Raw genomic sequence first — 19,909 nt, 5'->3', positions numbered from 1 at the left:
GCTATTATGGCAACAGTTTTAGTGATTGGTTCTGGCGGCCGGGAACACGCCATCAGCCAACAATTTCAAAAGAGTCCACAAGTGGACACGGTTTATTGTGCCCCAGGCAATCCCGGGATGTCTTTGGATGATATTCAAATTGTGGGGATCGATGAAAACGACTTTGACAGCTTGATTCAGTTTGCCCAAGACAAACAAGTGGACCTGACTTTTGTGGGCCCTGAAGTGCCTTTGAGTAAGGGAATCGTGGATGCCTTTACCCAAGCCAATTTGGCGGTATTTGGTCCCAAACAAGCCAGCGCCCGACTGGAAGGTTCCAAGTCCTTTGCCAAAGATTTCATGAAACGCCATCACATTCCTACGGCCCAATCGGAAACTTTTACCCAATTACAACCGGCTCTGGCCTATGTGGCCCAACAAGAAGCCCCCATCGTCATCAAGGTGGACGGCTTGGCGGCGGGCAAGGGCGTGACCATTGCCCAAACGATAGCTGAAGCCCAATCCGTGTTGCGGGCGCTGTACGCCCACGATGCCCAACAGGCGGTGGTGATTGAGGATTATTTGGTGGGCCAGGAATTTTCCTGCATGAGCTTCATCAATGGGGATTTGATTGTGCCACTGCCCTTGTCCCAAGACCACAAGCGCCTGTTAGATGGGGATAAGGGGCCTAACACTGGCGGCATGGGGGCGTATAGTCCGCTGCCCCAGATGCCGGCGGATTTGAGCCAGCAGGCCTATGACCAAATCGTCATTCCCACGATTCAAGGGATGGTGGCCGATGGCTTGGCTTTTTCGGGCATTTTATATGCCGGTTTGATTTTGACCGACACAGGGATCAAAGTGATCGAATACAACATGCGCTTGGGGGATCCGGAGACCCAGGTGTTGTTGCCCCGCCTGCAAAGTGATTTTTACACATTGATCACGGACCTGTTGGCTAAACGTCAGCCTGAAGTGACTTGGCGCCAAGGGGATTACACCTTGGGCGTGGTCGTTGGGGCTTCCGGGTATCCTAAACAGCCAATCAAAGGCATTGTCTTGCCAGACCTACAAAACCTCCCCGCAGCGATTCAGGTGACCTATGCGGGGGTAGAAGAAGTCGGCGGCCACTTGGTCAGCGCCGGGGGTCGGGTCTTTATGTTGACCACCACCCAGGCCAGCATCCAAGCTTGCCAAACAGTGTTATATCCTGCTTTGACGGAAAATGTCGCTGAACCCTTTATTTATCGTCATGATATTGGCAGTAAAGCCTTATAAACACAACAAGAGACAGCCCTATTTTGGGGTTGTCTCTTTTTTTGCAGATATTATGGCCGGTTTGCTGGTAATCAATGGGCCTAACAAAAGCCATAAGGGTTATTTGTACAACGGCTGTTCATCAACCTTTGGCGCCACCAAAAAGACAGCCAGGGCATCTAAAGTGATGATCAAAGCCAAGATACAGCCCATGATCAAGACCGCTGCTTGGTTGTTAGTGGTCGCTAGTCGATGCACCGTGGTCAAGGGTGCCAGAAAATGACCTTGTAACGCTAGGGCGGTGATGCCCAGGGTCAACAACATGAGAAACTGGGCGAGAATGCTGCCCAAGTAAACGTTGCGATACTTGACCATCAGCCGGTTTTGCTGGGCCCCGATGGGGAGTTGAAAGGCTGCGTGATTTAGCAAAATACTATTGGCAGTCCCCACAAAGCCAATGATGAATAGGCCTAGGGGCAACGTGAAGTGGCTCACCAACAGCCAGCTACCCAGTGTAAAACCCAAAAGCTGCAGGGTCAAGTCGGACAGGGGTTTTAACCACTTTTGCAGAGGCTTGCGCAGGACTTGCCCGGCTAAAAATCCCAGGGCGTAATAAAGATAGCCTAGGGGGATGGCCCATTTATTATCAGGGTCAGCCACGAATAAGATGTACAACATGGCAAAGGTTTCCGTGGCGCCATTTAGAAACGAGGCTAAAATATGCCACCAAGGAAAGTGGATTTTAACCTGATTTTTGAAAAGAATTCGGGCTAAAAAGGCGAAGAAGCCCAGTAAGACGATGCCCAGAAATAACAGGGCCAGCTGATTGGCAAATTGGCGTACATCCCGCAGCCCCAAGACTAACAGGGTCAGCCAAACGAAGAGTTCAATGTCGTTATTAGAGCGACTGCCAGCCCGGGTCAGGGGATGTTGGTCTTGGCGGATAAAATTGGGAAATTGCCGTAACAGCCACAGAGCTAAACCCTGAAACAGGGCCAAGCCTAAAAAGGTCCAGCGCACTTGCCAGCGGCTGATTAACACCATCAACCCCGCGGCTAACGCCACATAAAGCACTCCACTGATCAGTTCCACGGCCCCGATATTCCAATGCCACGTTGTGCGCTCCACATAATACACGGTCTGAAAGGCCACCAAGACCACACTGGCGCTCAAGCCCAGTAGTAAAGCTGTGAGGTCGTCTACAATAGGAATGTTGGTCAATCCCAGCACAAAGGCCGCCAACAGCCCCACCCCTAAAGAAAGTTGGGTCAAATGATAGGCCGCGGTGACTTTGCCCAGGCCATTGATCAATAACAACCCGGTTTTATTGCCCGCGTAAAATAACAGTAGGGGAAATGCCAACTGTAATGAATTGGTGGGGGTCACATAAGCAAACAACGCCAGAGGCAATAATTGCATCGAATTAGCCACGATAAAAACGATGCCTTGTCTGATTTTCATTTTAAAATCTAAAGGATCATTGGTCATGAACAAGCCTCCAAAGTGATAACTTTAGCTGCAGTATAAACCCCACTGCTAAAAGTGACCAGCTAGGACTGTCACTTTTTGACGTACAAGGGCTGTTCGTTGACCTTGTCAGCCAGCACCATGACAGCAATGGCCCCTAGGGTAATGAATGAAGCCATGAGCCAGCCCATGGTCAAGACCACCCCATGGGTCAATCCGGCAGTTTGCCCCTGATTGACCCTGGCCAACAATGCCAGGAAATGCCCTTGGCGTTTTAGCGACACGATACCGATTAGCAGTAACATGAGAAACTGCGCCAAAATACTGCCCAAATTGACATTGCGGTATTTGACCATTAGGCGATTTTGCAGGTCGCCAGCGGGGGCAATAAAGGCGGCATGGCTCAGCAAAATACTATTGGCAGTGCCCATGAAGCCAATGATGAATAACCCTAAAGGCAAAGTCAGTGGGAAAACCAACAGCCAACTGCCTAGGACGAACCCCAGCAGTTGAATGGTCAAATCAGATAAAGGTTTTAATAACTTTTGCAACGGTCGCCGGAAAAATTGACCCCCTAAAAAGCCTAAACCATAGGCAGTGTAGCTGACGGGGATGAACCAACTAACCTTAGGATCCGTGGCAAACAGCAGGTATAACATGGCAAAAGTGCCCACGATACCATTTAGAAAAGACGCCACGATATGCCACCAAGGCAACCGGATAGTGATACGCTGGCGTAAAATAATGCGGGCTAAAAAAGTGAAGAAGCCCAAAAGGACGATGTCTAACAATAACAAGGCACCCTGAGTCGCAAACTGCCGCACATAGCGCAGGCTAAAGACCAATAAAGTCAGCCACATAAACAGTTCCAGGTCATTTAAGGATTGACTACCGGCTCGGGTCAGGGGTTGTTTGCCTTGGTGAATGAAGTTGGGGAATTGGTGCAGGAGCCATAAAGCCAGCCCTAAAAACAAAGCCAAGACTAAAAACGACCAACGGCTATTGAAGCGGGCCACCAACCACATCAAACCGGCCATGACGGCCACATAAAGGGCGCCTCCCAGCAATTCCACGTTGCCAATAAACCAATGCCAAACAGTACGCTCCAGATAATACACCGTTTGAAAAGCCACTAACACCACACTGGCGCTTAAGCCTAAAATCAAGGCGGCAATTTCATCAATAATTGGGATTGCCGTCAAACCCAACCCCAAAGCAGCCCCAGTCCCCACCAGCAAGGCCAGTTGGGTCAAACGGTAGGCGTTGGTGACCTTGCCCAGGCCATTGATCAACAATAACCCCGTTTTGCTGCCGGCATAAAATAATAGCAGTGGTAAAGCCAGCATGAGGGAATCAGCCGGTTCGACGGCCGAAAACAAGGCCAAAGGAAGCAACTGAATCGCATGGGCCACGAAAAAAACGATGCCCTGCCGAATTTTCATATGAAAATCTAACGGATCAATTGCCATGGGACAGTCCTCCAGAAGTGCAAACTTTATTATTAGCATAGCACTTTTAGGTATCTGGTTTAGCCTTATTTTTATGAAACACAATAAGAACAATTAAGATAACCATAACGTTATTCAGAATATAGGTGCTATCTGGTCCCATTTTTTGGGAAAGTTGCCCAGTATACGCCATCCCCAAAGGCACCGCGAGTTTGGCGGTGAAAACAAAAAAGGCAAAAAAGCGGCCTTGATAGCCAAGAGGGACGTGGGCTTGAAAATAGGCAGTTAATGGGATGTTGATCAAGATGGTGCAAAAGCCTAAGAGTGCTTCTAATCCTAAGAAGACACCATAAAACAACTGCCAAGGCTGATGGATCAATAATAGCGAACTTAAACCAATGAGGATCATAATTAGGCTGTTAATGACAAACAGTTGGGCTAATTTGGCATGTAAATCAATTTTGGGCCGGCGGCTAATCAACCAACTGGCTAAAATAACGCCAGTGATAAAAGCGGTGGCAGAGAAGCCAAAGAGTTGTTTGGAAATCCCATATTTGGCCACAATGATGCCAGGATTGATGATTTCATCGGTGGCCGCCACAAAGAAATTCAAAACCATGGCTAATAAGAATAGCCGTAAAATAGTCTTTTGCGTTTTGATATAGGTGATACCAGCCTTTAGATTGGCGCCAAAACTGGTTTCTGTGCGCTGGGTTGGGGTTATTTTGCGGGTATAGGCCATTTGCGTCACAAACCAGAGGGCTAGGAGTAGTAATATCGAAATCAAGCCAACGACATATTGGCTGCCCCATAAACCGTATATGAAAGTCCCCAGCATCGGTGCAGCAAAGGTACAAATATTATCGATGAGGCTTTTTAGGCCGTTGTACCGTTCTAACTCAGTAGCTGGGACCAATTCAGAAAAAATTACCCGGGTGGCGATATCTGACACCGCACTGATCAAAGTGATGACCATGGCAATCAGGGTCAAAAGTACCAGCTGCATTAGGTTAAAGTGGTACAAGATGAGTTGGCCGCCAAAAAGGGTAAACAAAAGCAGTAAACAAATTTGAATCATTTGTTGGCGGCTGACCCGTTCAACCAGTGGACCCACAAAGGGCATCCCCAATAAACTGGGCAGGGTAATTAGGGCAAAAAAATACCCACTTTTCGCTAGAGAACCGGTCAGTTGTAAAATGATCAGGGGTAGTGTGATGGTATACATGGCCAGGGCAAATTCTGAAAAACCCCGGGCAATAAGTAAATAATTGACGCCTCTTTTCATAGGAACTCCTAACCAAGATGCGAGTTACAAATTAACCCAGTAAGTTTTGCCATCGTTGGTGCGCTTTAAAAAGCCGTATTCAATCAAATAGCGGCGCACCGTGACGTAATCGGCCACATGTTGTTTTAAAATATCGTTGACGGCGGGTTCAGCATAGTTTTTATGGGGGTCAAAATCTTTGATCAAGACACTTAGCAAGGCGATTTTACGTTTTTCTTTTCGGGGCCAGGTTTCAATCCAGCCATTTTGGTCCATGGTGGTTTGAATAATTTGGGCCCGTTCAGCGGCGGTTATTTGATAACGTTCGTCGATCATCGTGGCACCAACATGGGGGACCAACGTTGGGTCTGGTTTATCTAACAAGGCCATGGCGGCCAATAGATAACGAGCCTGGCGCGCTTTTTCCCGTAACTTAAAGCGGTGATTGCGCACGGTTGATGGGGATACTGCCAGGCGTTGGGCGATGACTTTGTCGGGTAAATCTTGGACAAAGAGCTGCAATGCCGCTAACTGAGCAGTTGAGATGCCAAATTGTTCATGGGATTCTGATAACAGGGCTAACAACGGCCCTTGATGCACAGACGTTAGATGATTTTCTATCATCCCTTTGGCCGTATAAAATTGGCCATCTAAGGGATAAACTTGATTTTCCGCAAAACTGGCGGTGCAGTAAAGGCAATGATACTTCCCGTCAGCTAGGTAATAACCCTGTTGCAAGTCAGCTATTTCGTAGACATTATCATTGTTAATCATTATATATCACAACATTTCATTTATTTGTTTACATTATAATAAACAAAACTTAATTTTGCAATCAAAAAAGCAACCATCCCGAAGATGATTGCTTAATTTAGGATTACATATCTTCCAACAATTCCTGCAGCTGGCGGACTTGGCGTTTGAGCTTAGTGCCAATGTCGGTTTCAGCCACTGTTTTGCGGGCGAGTTCTTGTTCTACCACGTGTTTGGTGGAGACGATGTCGCTGAGTTGGGCGATGGCGTTGGCCCGGGTGGTGAAGGGCTGCAGGGTGACTAATTGCAGCCCATAGGAATTATATAACAAGGTGTAACCGCCAATACCCGTGGTCTTTTGATAGGCCCGGGCAAATCCGCCGTCGATCACCAGCATCTTCCCATCGGCTAAAATCGGGGATTGGCCCTTTTTCACCGGGGTGTGGCCATTGATCACATGGCCGGTGTCCGCGTCTACGCCGAATTCCTTGAGGATATTTTCGATAAACCAAGCCTCATGGCGTAATTTATAGTAACTATTGGTGACTTCCACGTGGGTGGCTTTGTCTTCAATAAAGTAACGTTCAAAGGTGGTCATGGCCCGTTTGCCAAATAATGGCGATTCCGGTCCAGTCCAGAGATACCATAATAAGTCCGTGGACAAATCATCCCCGTTTTTAGACTTGAAATAACTGGTCCGGAGATTTTGTTCCAGGAGATCAAACAAAGCCTTACCCTTATAAAGCTTGCCATTTAACCGCAAGCCCTCCATCTCGCCCTTGGGATTCACCGGCACACAGCCGTGGATCAGGAGATTGCCGTTATAGGTTAAGTACATGCTGCCCTTTTTCATGAAGAAATCCATATGTTTGTGGAGCTTTTCAGAATTGACGAAGGCTTGGGTCAACTGGTCGATGACGTCTTGTTCCTCCGGTAGCAGGGTGTAAGGGTCTTTGGGATCAACGGTTTGGAAACAGCCGTTAATGATGGGGTAAGTTTTCCCATCTAAGGTGATGGACTGGCGGTCATCACTGAGTTTATCCAGCAATTTACGTTTAGTCATCTTGAATTCTGGGCGGCGGTCAATGGCTTGACCCTCCAGTTTGAACTGAATGATGGCAATGGCCTGGTGAATTTTAGTGAGTTGGGTGAGTTCGGCACCCACGGGCCGGCGATCTTCGTGCATGATCTTCGGGGCAAACCCCGGGTTATCTTGGTAATACTTCTCGGCCAATAAGGACAAATGGCGCAGGTTGATGCCATAAGCGTCTTCGACGATAGATAGATTATTATACCGGGCACAGATCCGCAATAAGTTGGCCACGCATAAACTAGAACCAGCGGCGCCCCCCAGCCAAAGAATGTCGTGGTTGCCCCATTGCAGATCCACAGAATGGTGGCGCATCAGGCGATCCATGATTTTATCCGGCGCCGGGCCCCGGTCGTAAATGTCCCCCACCACATGCAAATGGTCCACCACCAAGCGTTGAATGGTGTGGCACAAGGCGATGATGAATTGGTCGGCGGTTTTCAGGCCAATGATGTCATCGGTGATTTGGGCGTAATATTTATGTTTATCCTCGGTGCTAAAGTCCCCGTAGAGCAACTCCTCGGTGATGTAAACGAACTCAGGGGCCATGGCTTTACGGACTTTAGAACGGGTATATTTGGTGGCGCAATATTTCAACATGTCCAGCAAATTTTCGAAAGTATCCAGATACCATTGTTTCAAATCATCTGGATCATCGAAGCTGTTTTTAATGATGCGGACCCGTTCGGTGGGGTAGTAAATCAAAAAAGCAAATTGCTTTTGGGTTTTGGGGGTCATTTTCCCATTAAACAGGTCTTGAATCTTGATGGTGATGTTCCCAGAGGCATTTCTGAGAATATGATCAAAGGCGGCGAATTCGCCGTGAATGTCGCTCATGAAAGCTTCCGTACTTTTTGGAAGATTCAAAATAGCTTCTAGGTTGATAATTTCCGTGGTGACAGCTTCTCTGGTGGGGTACTTCTCCTGAAGTAACTCTCTTTCAAGTTCTTGCGTGATGAACACATCCTTTTCCAGTGATGGCTACATTATAACAATAAATTTGTGAAATGATAAGGCTTACATCTGCTTTTAAAGCATACTCTAATAACTGCTATGCCAACCATGACCAGATTAGACCAATTACGTGAATTTTTAGGTTATTCTCATAAAGGTCTCATTCATGGTACAATGAATCCAATCTGTATTGCAAATTGAATTGCAAAAATTTGATCTCAGGAGTGACTACTATGGAGTATGTAACTGCCGGGGAATCCCACGGACCCATGTTAACGGCCGTGATCTCAGGGATGCCCGCCAACTTAAAGCTTGATATTGACCAAATCAATCAAGATATGCTACGGCGCAAACAGGGTTACGGCCGCGGTGCCCGTCAAAAAATTGAAACTGACCAGGTGGAAATCACCGCTGGAGTGCGCCATCAACTGACCTTGGGTTCGCCCATCACCATTCAACTGCCCAATAAGGATTATGCCCACTGGCAGGGGATCATGTCTCCCACCGAAGCTGCCACGGCGGCCAATTCCGTGCGCCAAGTCACCAAACCCAGACCCGGCCATGCGGATTTAGTGGGGGGGATGAAATATCAGCACCAAGACCTGCGTAATGTCTTAGAGCGCTCCAGTGCCCGGGAAACCGCCATGCGGGTGGCCGTGGGCAGTGTGGCCAAGCAATTCTTAAAGGAATTGGGCATTGATGTTTTAGGTTTTGTGAAACAATTAGGGCCCATTGCGGCGGATACCAACAAGTTAAATGACTTTGAAGATTTAGCAGCTTTGCGGGCGGTGACGGAAAAAAGTGAGGTCCGGACCTTTGATCTCGCTGCGGAGACCCAAATCAAAACGGCCATTGATGCCGCCAAAAAAGCTGGGGATACCCTGGGGGGCATTGTGGAAGTCATCGCCACGGGCCTGCCGGCAGGACTGGGCAGTTATGTCAGTGCGGACCGGAAATTAGATGGCCGCTTGGCCCAAGCTATCGTAGCCATCAACGCCTTTAAAGGGGTGGCTTTTGGGGATGGCTTTGAACTAGCCGCCCATCCCGGTAGTGAAGACATGGACGAAATTTTTTATGATAAGAACAAGGGCTTTTACCGGCAAACCGACCACTTGGGTGGGTTTGAAGGGGGCATGACCAACGGCCAACCCGTTGTGATCTCTGCGGTGATGAAACCCATCCCCACCCTTTATAAACCCCTACAAAGTGTGGACATCCACAGTAAAGCCCCTTACAAGGCCAATGTGGAACGCTCCGATACCACGGCTGTGCCCGCTGCGGCGGTGGTGGCTGAAGCTATGGTGGCCATCACCTTGGCCCAAGCGGTTTTAGAGACCTTTGATGCCAGTGCCATGGGTCGTTTAAAGACTCAATTGGCCGATTACCGTGACGAATTAAAACATTACTAGGAGCACATTAAACTATGGATAAAACATTACAAACCGGTCCGGTTCAGCTGCAAGGCACGTGTTTGGTGCCGGGGGACAAGAGTATTTCCCACCGGGCCATCATGTTCGGGGCCATGGCTAAGGGTCAAACCACCGCCAAGCACTTCCTTTTTTCAGAAGATTGTCTGCACACCATTGGGGCTTTTAAAGCCTTAGGGGTCAACATTCAGACCACCACCGATAGCGTCACCATTGACGGGGTGGGGCTGGATGGGTTAAAACCGCCTAAGGGGCCTTTGGATATGGGTAACTCAGGGACCTCCACTCGCTTATTGTTGGGGTTGTTGAGTCGCCAGGCCTTTGATATGGACTTTATCGGGGATGCGTCCTTGAGCAAGCGCCCCATGGGCCGGGTGTTAGATCCCTTGGCCAGCATGGGGGCCAAGTTTACGGCCACAGCCGGCCATTTGCCGGTGCAAGTCGCTGCCAATGCCCATTTAAAGCCCTTAGACTACCACATCCCCGTGGCCAGTGCCCAGGTGAAAAGCGCCTTGATTTTTGCGGCCCTGCAAGCTGACGGCGTTAGTCATTTAACGGAGAAATTAGCCACTAGAGACCATACCGAGCGCATGTTGCGCTATTTTGGCGGGGATTTGACCACTGCGGGCTTGACCTTGACGGTGACGCCTAAGCAACACCTGACGGGCCAAGACTTGACGGTACCCGGGGATCCATCTTCGGCGGCTTTCTTCATTACGGCGGCCACGCTTTTGGCCGGCAGTGACGTGTTATTGCCCAATGTGGGCTTAAACACCACCCGGATTGGCTTTTTAAATATCATCGGCCAAATGAACGGGGCTATCAGTGTGGAAAAGATGACTGAAGGCTTTGAACCCACCGGCGACTTGCGGGTGAAGCACGCCCAATTAACGGGCGTCACCATCACCAAAGAAGCCATCCCCGCAGTGATTGACGAACTACCTTTAGTGGCCTTGTGTGCCACCCAAGCCCAGGGTGTCACTACGATTTCTGGGGCTGAGGAGCTGCGGGTCAAGGAAACCGACCGCATCAGCACCATCACCCAAGAATTGCGGAAAATGGGGGCCAACATTGAAGAAAAGCCCGATGGCATGATCATCACCGGCCCCACGCCGCTACATGCCGTGGACACCAACTTAGACAGCCATGGCGACCATCGGATCGCCATGATGTTGATGGTGGCAGCGTTGTTGAGCCAAGATCACTTTAAGTTACAAAACGCCGACGCGGTGAACGTATCTTATCCGAAGTTTTATGAGGATTTGTTGGCGTTAATATATTAGAACAGATATTTAACAAGCGTTCTTTCAGATTATTGCAACGACCGAGTAAGTGTAGTTTAGCTACCAACAAACAAAGTTAGAGCATAAACAATAATTTTAGAATGAGGTGAAGAGGTGGAAAATCTTTTAGAAGTTCGAAATCTAAAAAAAGAATTTAAAAATGAGCAGGTCTTAAAAAATATTAATCTGACGATTGCACCGAACGATATTGTGGCATTTATAGGGGCAAATGGTGCGGGCAAATCCACGACGCTTAAAACAATACTCGATATTACCCATAAAGATGGGGGAATGGTTGCGTTTTTCGACGACAAGGACTTACCTGCAGATGTGAAGCTAAAAGAAGATGTCGGCGTTGTTTTTGATGCTTGTAAGCTGCCGGGATCTTTAAATATCAACGAAGTGAATTTGGTTTTAAAGCAATTCTTTGCGACTTGGAACGAAGCGCAATTCTTTGAATTGATCAAAGAATTTTCGTTAGAGACAAACAAGAAACTCAAAACTTTCTCAAAGGGTATGTTGATGAAGCTGTCCATTATAATTTCTTTGTCTCATGATGCCAAGTTATTAATTTTAGATGAAGTGACTAGCGGCTTAGATGCCTACGCTAGACAAGAAATATTGTTGAAACTACGGACTTATGTGGCGGAAAGAAATGGCGGTATTTTACTTTCATCACATATTGTGGCTGATATTGAAGAAATTGCTTCGCGAATTGTCATCCTCAAAGATGGTGAAATTATTTTAAACGAAGCTAAAGATGATCTTTTGGCTAATTTTGTTATGGTCGAAGTCCAACAAGACCAACTTGACGCCATCGACCAAAGCCAAATAATCATCAAGCAGCGTTATGGCGAAATGGTTAAATTACTTATGCCAAGCAAGCATGAACTACCGGCAAGTGCACAGGTGACCGATTTATCGTTAGCAGAGCTAGGTATCATGGTATCAAGGGAGGGTGCACAATGAGAGGACTACTTTTAACAAAAACTTTATTAACCTATAAGAGTTTCGTGGGCTATTTGGCCATTTCTTTATTGATTTCGTTGGTGTTGTTTTTTATCAAAGTGGATAATGCATCCCGATTTTCTATCATGGTCATCATCTTCATGTCATCTCTACCGGCCCTTGAAGTGATCAAACAAGAAGGCACATCGAATTTTGATATCTATACGTTTACCTTGCCAGTGAAAAGAAGCACAATGGTCAAAAGTAATTATGTCCATTACCTCACTTTTGTATTGATGGGGATGCTTATTTCTTTTGTTGTGTACATAATTTCTTCAACAATTGAAACGGGACTGCAGCTTGCGAATATTTCAAGCATTTATGCGAGTACTCTTTTCATGGTGATTGTTGCTGGCGCTTTCGTCTATCCGCTGTTATATCTGTTGGGCCATGAGAAGTCTGACGGTATTATCATAGGAAGTGCTTTTGTGGGTATAGCCACATTAATAGGTGTCCAGGGTGTCATCAATTATTTCAGTAACGCTGTTGCTAAAGCAAATTTCAATATATCACTTTTTGTGGCCAGCGCATTTGTCATAGCCGCATTTTTGATCTATAGCTGTTCTTATTGTCTGTCCAGGTTCATTTTCACTAAAAAGGATTATTAAATCCTGGCTACTCGGGCGGCTGAACCCGGCAGTTAGCAGCCAAATTTAAAAGTGAGCACAATTAGGAAAGACTACTTAGATCAGATTACAGATAAAAACCAATTTCGCTGATGAAACTTTCGAAATTGGTTTTTTTATTTGACCTGAGTATAGAATATTGAACGTGTTCCAAGTCAAAAATAAAAATGTGGAAAATACCTTGACCCTAAAAGATAACAGTGTTATCTTAACCTCATAGATAACACTGTTATCCAAATGGAGGCGATTAAGATCAACGTGAATCAAACGAAAGCAAAGATTATCGCAGCAACGATTACGGCAATTGACAACCAAGGGTATCAGGACATTTCCTTACGCCAATTAGCGCAAAAGTTAGGCTTAACCACGGGGGCAGTATACAAGCATTTTGCCAACAAGGATGACTTGTTTTTTACTGTGGCCCAACAATTATCAAATGACCTCTATCAAACAATTGCCCCTCAGGTTCAGGCTGACATGAAGGCGCCTAAACAAGCGCTGGTGACGCTGGGGGTGGCCTTAATTCAGGCCTTTGAAACAGCTGGTAATAAGATGGATTTTTTGTTCTTCAATCCCAGTATTACCGCCGTTTACCAACCCGGGGCATCCCCCAAAGACTTTCCCTTGTTAGCCTTGACCAAGGATGTCATTGCCAAAATCGCCCAGGCTTATCCAACTGTTGATCCAGAGACATTATTTATCAAAGTTTGGGCCTTTCTGCAAGGCTATGCCATGCTAGTCCGGCACAATGTGGTCGCCATCGATGAAAATTTAATGATTCAGACGATTAATGACATGATTGGAGTGAATTAAAATGTCAACAACTACGAAACCAATTTTAATTATATATGCCCATCCCTATAGCGGCAGTTTCAACCATGCCGTTTTAGAAACCATTAAGCAGAATTTAACCCGGCAAAAGCAAGCTTACACGGTCATCGACTTGTATCAAGACCAATTTAACCCGGTTTACGATACCGAAGAATTACGGCTATTCCACACCGGTCAAACCCACGATCCACTAGTAACCAAGTACTTAGCCCTGCTAAAAAGTGCCGGTGAGATTATTTTTGTGACGCCAATTTGGTGGAATGCCCTGCCCGCTATGTTAAAGGGCTTTATTGATAAAGTCATGAAGGAAGGCGAAGACCTGACCCATACCGTGACCAAGACTGGGGTCAAAGGCTGTCTGACCAATTTGAAGCAGGCCTATGTCTTTACGACTTCCACTTCGCCAACACTTTATTTCAAGCTAATGTCTGGCAACAGTATTCAAAAGATTTTTATCAATAAGACGCTAAAACAACTGGGCATTAAAAAGGCCAAATGGATCAATTTCGGTGGCATCACCAATTCTACAGTCCAACAGCGGCAGAAATTTTTGAGCCGGTGTAATCAATTGCAATTTACCCACTAAAATAACGCACTCTCCCAAACTTGGGACAAGTGCGTTATTTTATTTAAATCAATGGGTTGAATTTTCCTGGCGCCCATAACCTTTGTAAGTGGCGCGGATAGCGAAGCCTAAGATAATGGCGTCAAGGGCGTATAAAATGATGGCGCCCCAAAATTTGCCAACGATTGGGACCCAGAGCAAAGGCCAAAAGACTTGATAGACCCAAAGACCAACGGCTAAGACGCCCCATAAAATATTGAGCCAAACATGTTTGGACATAGTCAAGACCCCCTTAGTACGTCATGGGTGATGCAGGTGTGTTATAGAATTTATTGATCAAGTGATAAGAGTAAGCTTGGACGATGATCATGATCGGCATGGCAAAGCCCATTAGCCAAGCAGCCCATAATAAGGATTCTCGACCACTGGCCGCCATAGGTGCGGTTAGATTAGGGCCGGTGGTGCTGATGATGAGATTTGGGAAGAGCCCCACGAAGATGGTCAACGCAAAGGCCCCCATGACCACAGCAGCCAGCCAGAAGTTGGCTTTGGGATGTTTGGTCAAAAGCCAGGTTTGTGCTACCAAAGCGACCACCATAACGATCAATAAGACGGTGACACCAGCGGGCCGATTGCTAAAGAAGTTGGTCTTAAATGGCAGCAGGATAATAAACAGCACCGCCAGTGGGTAAATAATAATGTTCACGATTCTTAAAATTGGCTGTAATTTTGCCACTAATGGGTCACTGACTTTTTTAATGACCCGACTTAAGCCGATATTGATACTTAAGACCACGGCTAAGATACCGCCTAATAAGGAGAACAAGGTGACCACATCCCCAAACCCGGCGTAGACAAAGCCGTCTTTCATGGGCACGCCGCTGACCATGGAGCTTAGGATGATGCCAAACAAGAAGGGCGGCAACAAGCTGCCTAAGAATAATCCCCAATCCCAAAAACGATTGTAGAAAGTCTTTTGCCAGGAATTGCGGTAGTCAAAGGCTACGCCTCTTAGGATGAAGAAGAACAAGATGCCAATGAAGAACAGGTAGTAGCCGGATTCTAAGGCGGCATACCAGCCTGGAAAAGTCCCAAACATGAGGGCTAAGCCCGCCACGATCCAGGTTTCATTGCCACCCCACACGGGTTCAGATGTTTTAACGATTTCATTGCGGTCTTGTTGGTCTTTCACAAAGGCTGTGGCGATACCAGCCCCAAAGTCAGTACCGTTCATGACGAAGAACAACATGATTTCCACGGCAATGACTGCCATGAAGATGACTTGTAAATGGGTAACGTTAGTCATGGTTGAAGGCCTCCTTTGCAAATGGATCGCTATTAACACGCACTTTATCCTCTGGGTATTCGTCTGCTAGATCTGGCAGGCCCCGTTTCAAAACCTTGTGGCTAGCCACGATCATGGTGGTGATCAACACGATGTCCGCGATGGCAAACAAGGTGAAGGACGTGACGACTTCTGGTAGCGTGACACTTGGGGAAACGCTATCATATTGGGTCAAAACGCCGTAAACCACGAAAGGATAACGGCCGACTTCCGCCACGATCCAACCTGCCGTGGTGGTGACATAAGGCAGCCACATGACCACGCCTAAAGTCTTTAAAGTCTTGCGATGGGCTTCAATACCCTTGTTCTTGCGATGCAGCATGATCGTCGCTAGGGCGGCGAAAATGGTAAAGAAGTAACCGGCATAAACCATCCAACGTAAGGACCAAAATAAGAGGTTAACCGGTGGATAATACTGCATATGGCCGTCATAGGACTTGGCGACAGTTTTATCGAATTTCAAATGATAAGCTTTGGCGATTTGATTCATCCCCGGCATGGCACCCGTGAACTTACCAGTACCAAAATAAGAACCCATGGCAGGAATATCCAGTGCCTTGGCAGTATGGTTGGAGTCACTGATCCAAGCTGCCGCCGCCCAAGGTGCCCCTTGTTGGGCATTGCCGGCTAAATCATAACGGGCTTCAATGGCGGCAAATTTCATCGGTTGAACCGGTGCGGAAGCCGCGCCTTGGTCATCACCTTGTAAAGGTTGAATGAAGACTGCGGGCAAAGCAATTAGCAGGCCAATTTGAATGGCGACTTTAAAGGCTTTGACATCCCGTTTGTGAAGAATCTGCCAAGCAGAAATCCCTGCGATCAAGAAGCCGCCCACGATCATGGTGGCTAAGAAGACATGCAAAGCTTCTGGCAAGTATTGCGGATTTTGTAATAAGCTAATCAGACTGTTCAAACGGGCCCGGTTGCCTTCCATGTGGAAGCCATAAGGCAATTGCATGAAGGCGTTGATGGAAATGATCCACACAATGGAGAATAAGGAAGCAAATAAAATGGCGGCCCCAAACCAGGCGTGGACTTTCTTATTGAGTTTGCCCCAAGTGAAGCGCCACATCCCAATCAAGGTGGATTCAATGAAGAAGGCCATCATGCTTTCAATGACCAGCGGCACCCCGGCAATATCCCCCATTAACCGGGAGAAAGCCGACCAGTTTAACCCAAATTGCATTTCCATAATGATCCCAGTGACCACACCAGTGGCGAAACTTAAGAAATAAATTTTACTGAAAAATAGCGTTAAGCGGCCATACTTTTCCGTATCCCCATGCCCGTAAGCATAGAGGAATTCAAAAATTAAGGTGGCTGTTAAAATCCCAATAGACGTCGGAACAAACAGAAAATGGACGATGGCGGTCAGGGCGAATTGAAAGCGCGACATGGTCGTCACCGCAAATGGCGTTACTGCGGCTCCCAACAACAGACTCATTTCTCTCACACCTTTCCAAAGCGAACTAATCCAACTATTAGATTATCCTTTGCACCGTCATTATAGAACCATTCATTGGTATACACTAGAAAAACGTCTTATTCGTTGGGTATCAATTAATTTGATAGTCTGGTAATTTGAAATTGGTCTAAGCCGTTATGTCAATGACGACCGTTAGTTTATTTATTACCACAAATGAGCCAATGAGCGGTGAAAAAGGGGTTGGCAAAGTAAGATTATTTCTAATGATACATTAATTTTACAATTGACATGAGCAGACAGCTCGGAAAATAAATAACAGCATTTTAGGATATTTATGCTTCATTTGGACTTAATATACAGTAATGATACGTATTTATGCATAAATTGGTAACATATGATGTGAGCTTGGTTTAAATGAATTCTCATAAAACTACTTGACAAACTAGCTGTCGGAGTGAGAATATCTATAGATATAATCAAATTGTAATCATATTTTAATTATGATGGTGAAAGTAACCGTATGCCACCAACTTGATTCATTTGATTTTCCAGGGCTGCCTTTTCCAAAAGGACCAAGGGTAGCCAGTCACGATACTCGAAAAGTTTGATAACGTCATCACAGGCCTAAGTTGCGCAATCCCTTACGTTGCCCGGTTTGTGAGTAGATTCCAGCACTGAAAGGAAGTGAAAGAAGCAAGCTTTGCTTTGGCTTAGGCCAAGGTGGCTTGCTTCCTCTAAATGAAACCTATCAAAGTAGCGAACGGTCTGGCCAACGTCATTTGTGCGGAAACAAAAATTAGTTCGACTAAAAATGAAATGCTGTCCTATGCGGGGTATGGCATTGATGAATTGATCGAAAATAACGTGTCTTATGAAGAAGTGCTGTTTTTATTGTGGCATCAACGCTTACCCACACCCCAAGAGTTAAAGGTGCAAAACGAAAAAATCATGGCCAATACCTTATTGGATGAGCAGTATTTAAATCGCCTGCGGACTATCAGCAATACCCACCAGCATCCCATGAGTATTTTGCGGACGGCGATTTCCATGTTAGGGACCCAAACGGATGCCACCGGGACTTCTGAACAGGTCCAAGGGCGCATGTTGACCGTCACCACGGCCATCATCAACGATTTGCGCCACCGGCCGGTTTCAACCCCACTTCTAAATCTCAGCTATGCTGAAAACTTTTATTATTTATTGACGGGCCAACTGCCCAACGCGGCCCAAACCAAGTTGGCTAACCGGGTCTTGATCCTCCACGCCGATCATGAATTGAATGCCTCCACTTTTACTGCCCGGGTGGTGGCCAGTACGGGGGCAGATCTGTACTCTTGTTTAACGGCAGCCGTCTGCGCTTTGAAGGGGCCACTGCATGGTGGCGCCAACGAAGCCGTGTTTAACATGCTGCAGGATATGGATAAACAAGACCTATCCGTACCCGACTACTTGAACCGCAAGTTGGCTAAGGGTGAGAAGATTCCCGGCTTTGGTCATCGGATTTACAAACATGGCGATCCCCGGGCCAAATACTTAAAGGTCTGTGCTGAAGAGATCACCACGGCCACGGACCAGACCAAGTGGTATACTCTGTCGGAAGAAGTCCGGGCATTCATGGCGGAAAATAAGCATTTACAACCTAATGTGGACTTTTATACCGCCACGATCTATCACTGCATGGGCTTGCCGGCCAATGTATTCACCCTGTTATTTGCCATCAGCCGGACCGGGGGCTGGTTGGCCCATATCCACGAACAACGGGATCTGCACACCTTGATTCGACCAAGCTCTGAATACACCGGCCCCATCAACCGCACCATTAGTGTGAGTGAGGCCAAGACTGACCAGGGCGCTTAATTGACATCTATTTGGGTCGCTTTAACTTTGAAAAGTTGAGGCGATTTTTTTGTTTTTTTATGGAAATAGGGTTTATTTTTCGCGGGATAACCATAGCAATTTTCAGAAATGACCCTTATCATAGACATGAGGTGATTTAATTTTATGGATATTCAAAATGTGACATTAGACCCAACCAAGGAGACATCTTTAGACATCTATCAAAGCAATACCGACGAAAAACTGCCGGGTATCGTGATTATCGGTGGCGGTAGTTACAAGAAATTAAAGGAGCGGGATACGGAAAGAGTCGCCCTGACCTTTGCCACCCACGCTTTTCAAACCTTTGTGGTGAACTATCCAGTTTTAGAAAAGAAAAACTATGACGATGCTAAAACGGCCATTGCCCAAGCTTTTTACTATGTGGTGCAACATTCACGAGAATTGGGCGTAGACATTGATAAATTAGGGATCATCGGTTTTTCCGCTGGGGGTCAATTGGCAGCGGACTATGGCAATGAAGCTGGCACCCATGCCAAGTTTGTGATGTTGGGCTACCCAGCCATCAAGCCAACTTTGGATAAAAAAATGGGTATTCAAAGCCGGGACGTATCCCAACTGGTTTCACCCCAGACCCCACCAACCTTCATTTGGGGGTCCATCAATGATGAACTGACCCCGTTCTTGGATCACATTCACGTCTACACTGCTGCTTTAGCTAAGCACAACGTTCCCTTTGAAGCCCACGAATTTGGCACCGGCAATCATGGCATTGCCCTGGCCAACAAATGGACCGCAGTGGTCAACGGGGATCGGGCCGATCGCCATATGGGCCGTTGGTTTAACTTAGGCTTAGAATGGCTCCATGAGGTCCTGGGGATTAATTAAAAGGCCTGTTTTTTAAAGCCGAAGTATACCTAAAATATTAAATTATGTTATAATGAGCATACAAAAAGACCAAACCCTCGGATAGAGTTTGGCCTTGTAAAGATGCAAAGCCGTCAAGACGGTGGCATTGTTAGTTAAAAAACCGCTTTAACTTGGCCAAAAGTTAGATGAGCGGTTTTTTATTTTGCGTGTTTGTTGAGTTTTCGCCAACCGTCTCTAACTTCTTTGCTTGGATATTATAACATATGAGAGCTTGTAAGCCTATTAATACCATGGCTTACAAGCTTTTTTAAGAACAAAGGAAATTAAGCCTACCCGCCTTGACAAACTGATATATTAATGATAACTTAATAAACAACTTATGAAGCTCTAATTTGAAAGGAGACGTCCATTTTGTTAAAGGCTCAATCATCTATGTGCAATATGTGCCAAATGCCGATGTGTATGCAAATGCCAATCGGC

General features: G+C 46.5%; 17 protein-coding genes. 9 read left to right on the top strand and 8 right to left on the bottom strand.

The features are described from left to right. The first annotated feature begins 6 nt into the window (after positions 1-6). Positions 7-1,257 carry a phosphoribosylamine--glycine ligase gene (purD, locus tag FC83_RS08465; protein WP_035454036.1) on the top strand — a complete coding sequence of 417 codons (1,251 nt, stop codon included), beginning with the start codon at positions 7-9 and terminating at the stop codon, positions 1,255-1,257. A 99-nt stretch (positions 1,258-1,356) separates the two neighbouring features. Here the strand turns inward: purD and FC83_RS08460 are convergent, their stop codons facing one another. The 5 genes from FC83_RS08460 to FC83_RS08440 form a co-directional block, all read right to left on the bottom strand. Beyond that, entirely contained in the window at positions 1,357-2,724 is a 1,368-nt protein-coding gene (locus tag FC83_RS08460; RefSeq protein ID WP_057002640.1) for a hypothetical protein, read from the bottom strand. A gap of 71 nt (positions 2,725-2,795) precedes the next feature. Continuing rightward, positions 2,796-4,172 (bottom strand): hypothetical protein, encoded by a 1,377-nt coding sequence (locus FC83_RS08455; RefSeq protein WP_057002639.1) that lies wholly within the window; start codon positions 4,170-4,172, stop codon positions 2,796-2,798. A gap of 46 nt (positions 4,173-4,218) precedes the next feature. Beyond that, a complete protein-coding gene (locus FC83_RS08450) occupies positions 4,219-5,436 on the bottom strand; it encodes an MFS transporter (RefSeq protein WP_057002638.1) in 1,218 nt (405 codons plus the stop codon). Positions 5,437-5,460: 24 nt separating this feature from the next. Then, on the bottom strand, positions 5,461-6,192 hold the full coding sequence (locus FC83_RS08445; RefSeq protein ID WP_201782564.1) for a DUF2087 domain-containing protein: 732 nt from the start codon (positions 6,190-6,192) through the stop codon (positions 5,461-5,463). Positions 6,193-6,292: 100 nt separating this feature from the next. Further along, positions 6,293-8,221, bottom strand: coding sequence for a fructose-1,6-bisphosphatase (locus tag FC83_RS08440; protein ID WP_236700825.1), 1,929 nt, complete (start codon positions 8,219-8,221; stop codon positions 6,293-6,295). Positions 8,222-8,445: 224 nt separating this feature from the next. Here FC83_RS08440 and aroC point away from each other — a divergent pair, with 224 nt between their 5' ends. The 6 genes from aroC (at position 8,446) to FC83_RS08410 (ending at position 13,973) form a co-directional block, all read left to right on the top strand. After that, positions 8,446-9,621 carry a chorismate synthase gene (gene aroC / locus FC83_RS08435; protein ID WP_035454049.1) on the top strand — a complete coding sequence of 392 codons (1,176 nt, stop codon included), beginning with the start codon at positions 8,446-8,448 and terminating at the stop codon, positions 9,619-9,621. Positions 9,622-9,635: 14 nt separating this feature from the next. Further along, positions 9,636-10,922 carry a 3-phosphoshikimate 1-carboxyvinyltransferase gene (gene aroA, locus FC83_RS08430; RefSeq protein ID WP_035454051.1) on the top strand — a complete coding sequence of 429 codons (1,287 nt, stop codon included), beginning with the start codon at positions 9,636-9,638 and terminating at the stop codon, positions 10,920-10,922. Positions 10,923-11,036: 114 nt separating this feature from the next. After that, positions 11,037-11,891 carry an ABC transporter ATP-binding protein gene (locus tag FC83_RS08425; protein ID WP_035454054.1) on the top strand — a complete coding sequence of 285 codons (855 nt, stop codon included), beginning with the start codon at positions 11,037-11,039 and terminating at the stop codon, positions 11,889-11,891. Next, positions 11,888-12,538 carry an ABC-2 transporter permease gene (locus FC83_RS08420; protein ID WP_035454057.1) on the top strand — a complete coding sequence of 217 codons (651 nt, stop codon included), beginning with the start codon at positions 11,888-11,890 and terminating at the stop codon, positions 12,536-12,538. Before FC83_RS08425 ends, FC83_RS08420 begins: the two co-directional genes overlap by 4 nt. Positions 12,539-12,814: 276 nt before the next feature. Then, a complete protein-coding gene (locus FC83_RS08415; RefSeq protein WP_052004801.1) occupies positions 12,815-13,369 on the top strand; it encodes a TetR/AcrR family transcriptional regulator in 555 nt (184 codons plus the stop codon). A gap of 1 nt (position 13,370) precedes the next feature. After that, the gene (locus FC83_RS08410; protein WP_035454060.1) at positions 13,371-13,973 is read left to right on the top strand and encodes an NAD(P)H-dependent oxidoreductase; all 603 of its coding nucleotides are present in this window, start codon (positions 13,371-13,373) and stop codon (positions 13,971-13,973) included. Between the two features lie 48 nt (positions 13,974-14,021). On the opposite strand, the gene FC83_RS08405 is transcribed toward FC83_RS08410, so the two are convergent. Genes FC83_RS08405 through FC83_RS08395 form a run of 3 tightly spaced genes read right to left on the bottom strand, consistent with a single transcriptional unit; the run spans position 14,022 to position 16,741 of the window. Further along, positions 14,022-14,231, bottom strand: coding sequence for a hypothetical protein (locus FC83_RS08405; protein ID WP_035454063.1), 210 nt, complete (start codon positions 14,229-14,231; stop codon positions 14,022-14,024). Between the two features lie 13 nt (positions 14,232-14,244). Beyond that, complete coding sequence (gene cydB / locus FC83_RS08400) at positions 14,245-15,258, bottom strand: cytochrome d ubiquinol oxidase subunit II (RefSeq protein ID WP_057002636.1); 1,014 nt, start codon at positions 15,256-15,258, stop codon at positions 14,245-14,247. Beyond that, the gene (locus tag FC83_RS08395; RefSeq protein WP_057002635.1) at positions 15,251-16,741 is read right to left on the bottom strand and encodes a cytochrome ubiquinol oxidase subunit I; all 1,491 of its coding nucleotides are present in this window, start codon (positions 16,739-16,741) and stop codon (positions 15,251-15,253) included. Before FC83_RS08395 ends, cydB begins: the two co-directional genes overlap by 8 nt. 720 nt (positions 16,742-17,461) lie before the next feature. Between FC83_RS08395 and FC83_RS08390 the strand changes: the two genes are divergently transcribed. Together FC83_RS08390 and FC83_RS08385 are read left to right on the top strand one after the other, a co-directional pair. After that, on the top strand, positions 17,462-18,580 hold the full coding sequence (locus tag FC83_RS08390; RefSeq protein ID WP_235184313.1) for a citrate/2-methylcitrate synthase: 1,119 nt from the start codon (positions 17,462-17,464) through the stop codon (positions 18,578-18,580). Between the two features lie 144 nt (positions 18,581-18,724). Beyond that, positions 18,725-19,447, top strand: coding sequence for an alpha/beta hydrolase (locus tag FC83_RS08385; RefSeq protein ID WP_057002634.1), 723 nt, complete (start codon positions 18,725-18,727; stop codon positions 19,445-19,447). Positions 19,448-19,909: the final 462 nt, after the last annotated feature.

Source organism: Agrilactobacillus composti DSM 18527 = JCM 14202, from assembly GCF_001436375.1.
In the GTDB taxonomy this organism is placed as follows: Bacteria; Bacillota; Bacilli; order Lactobacillales; family Lactobacillaceae; genus Agrilactobacillus; species Agrilactobacillus composti.
Note: the sequence above shows the minus strand (reverse complement) of the source record. Positions and strands in the feature narration are given on the sequence as shown.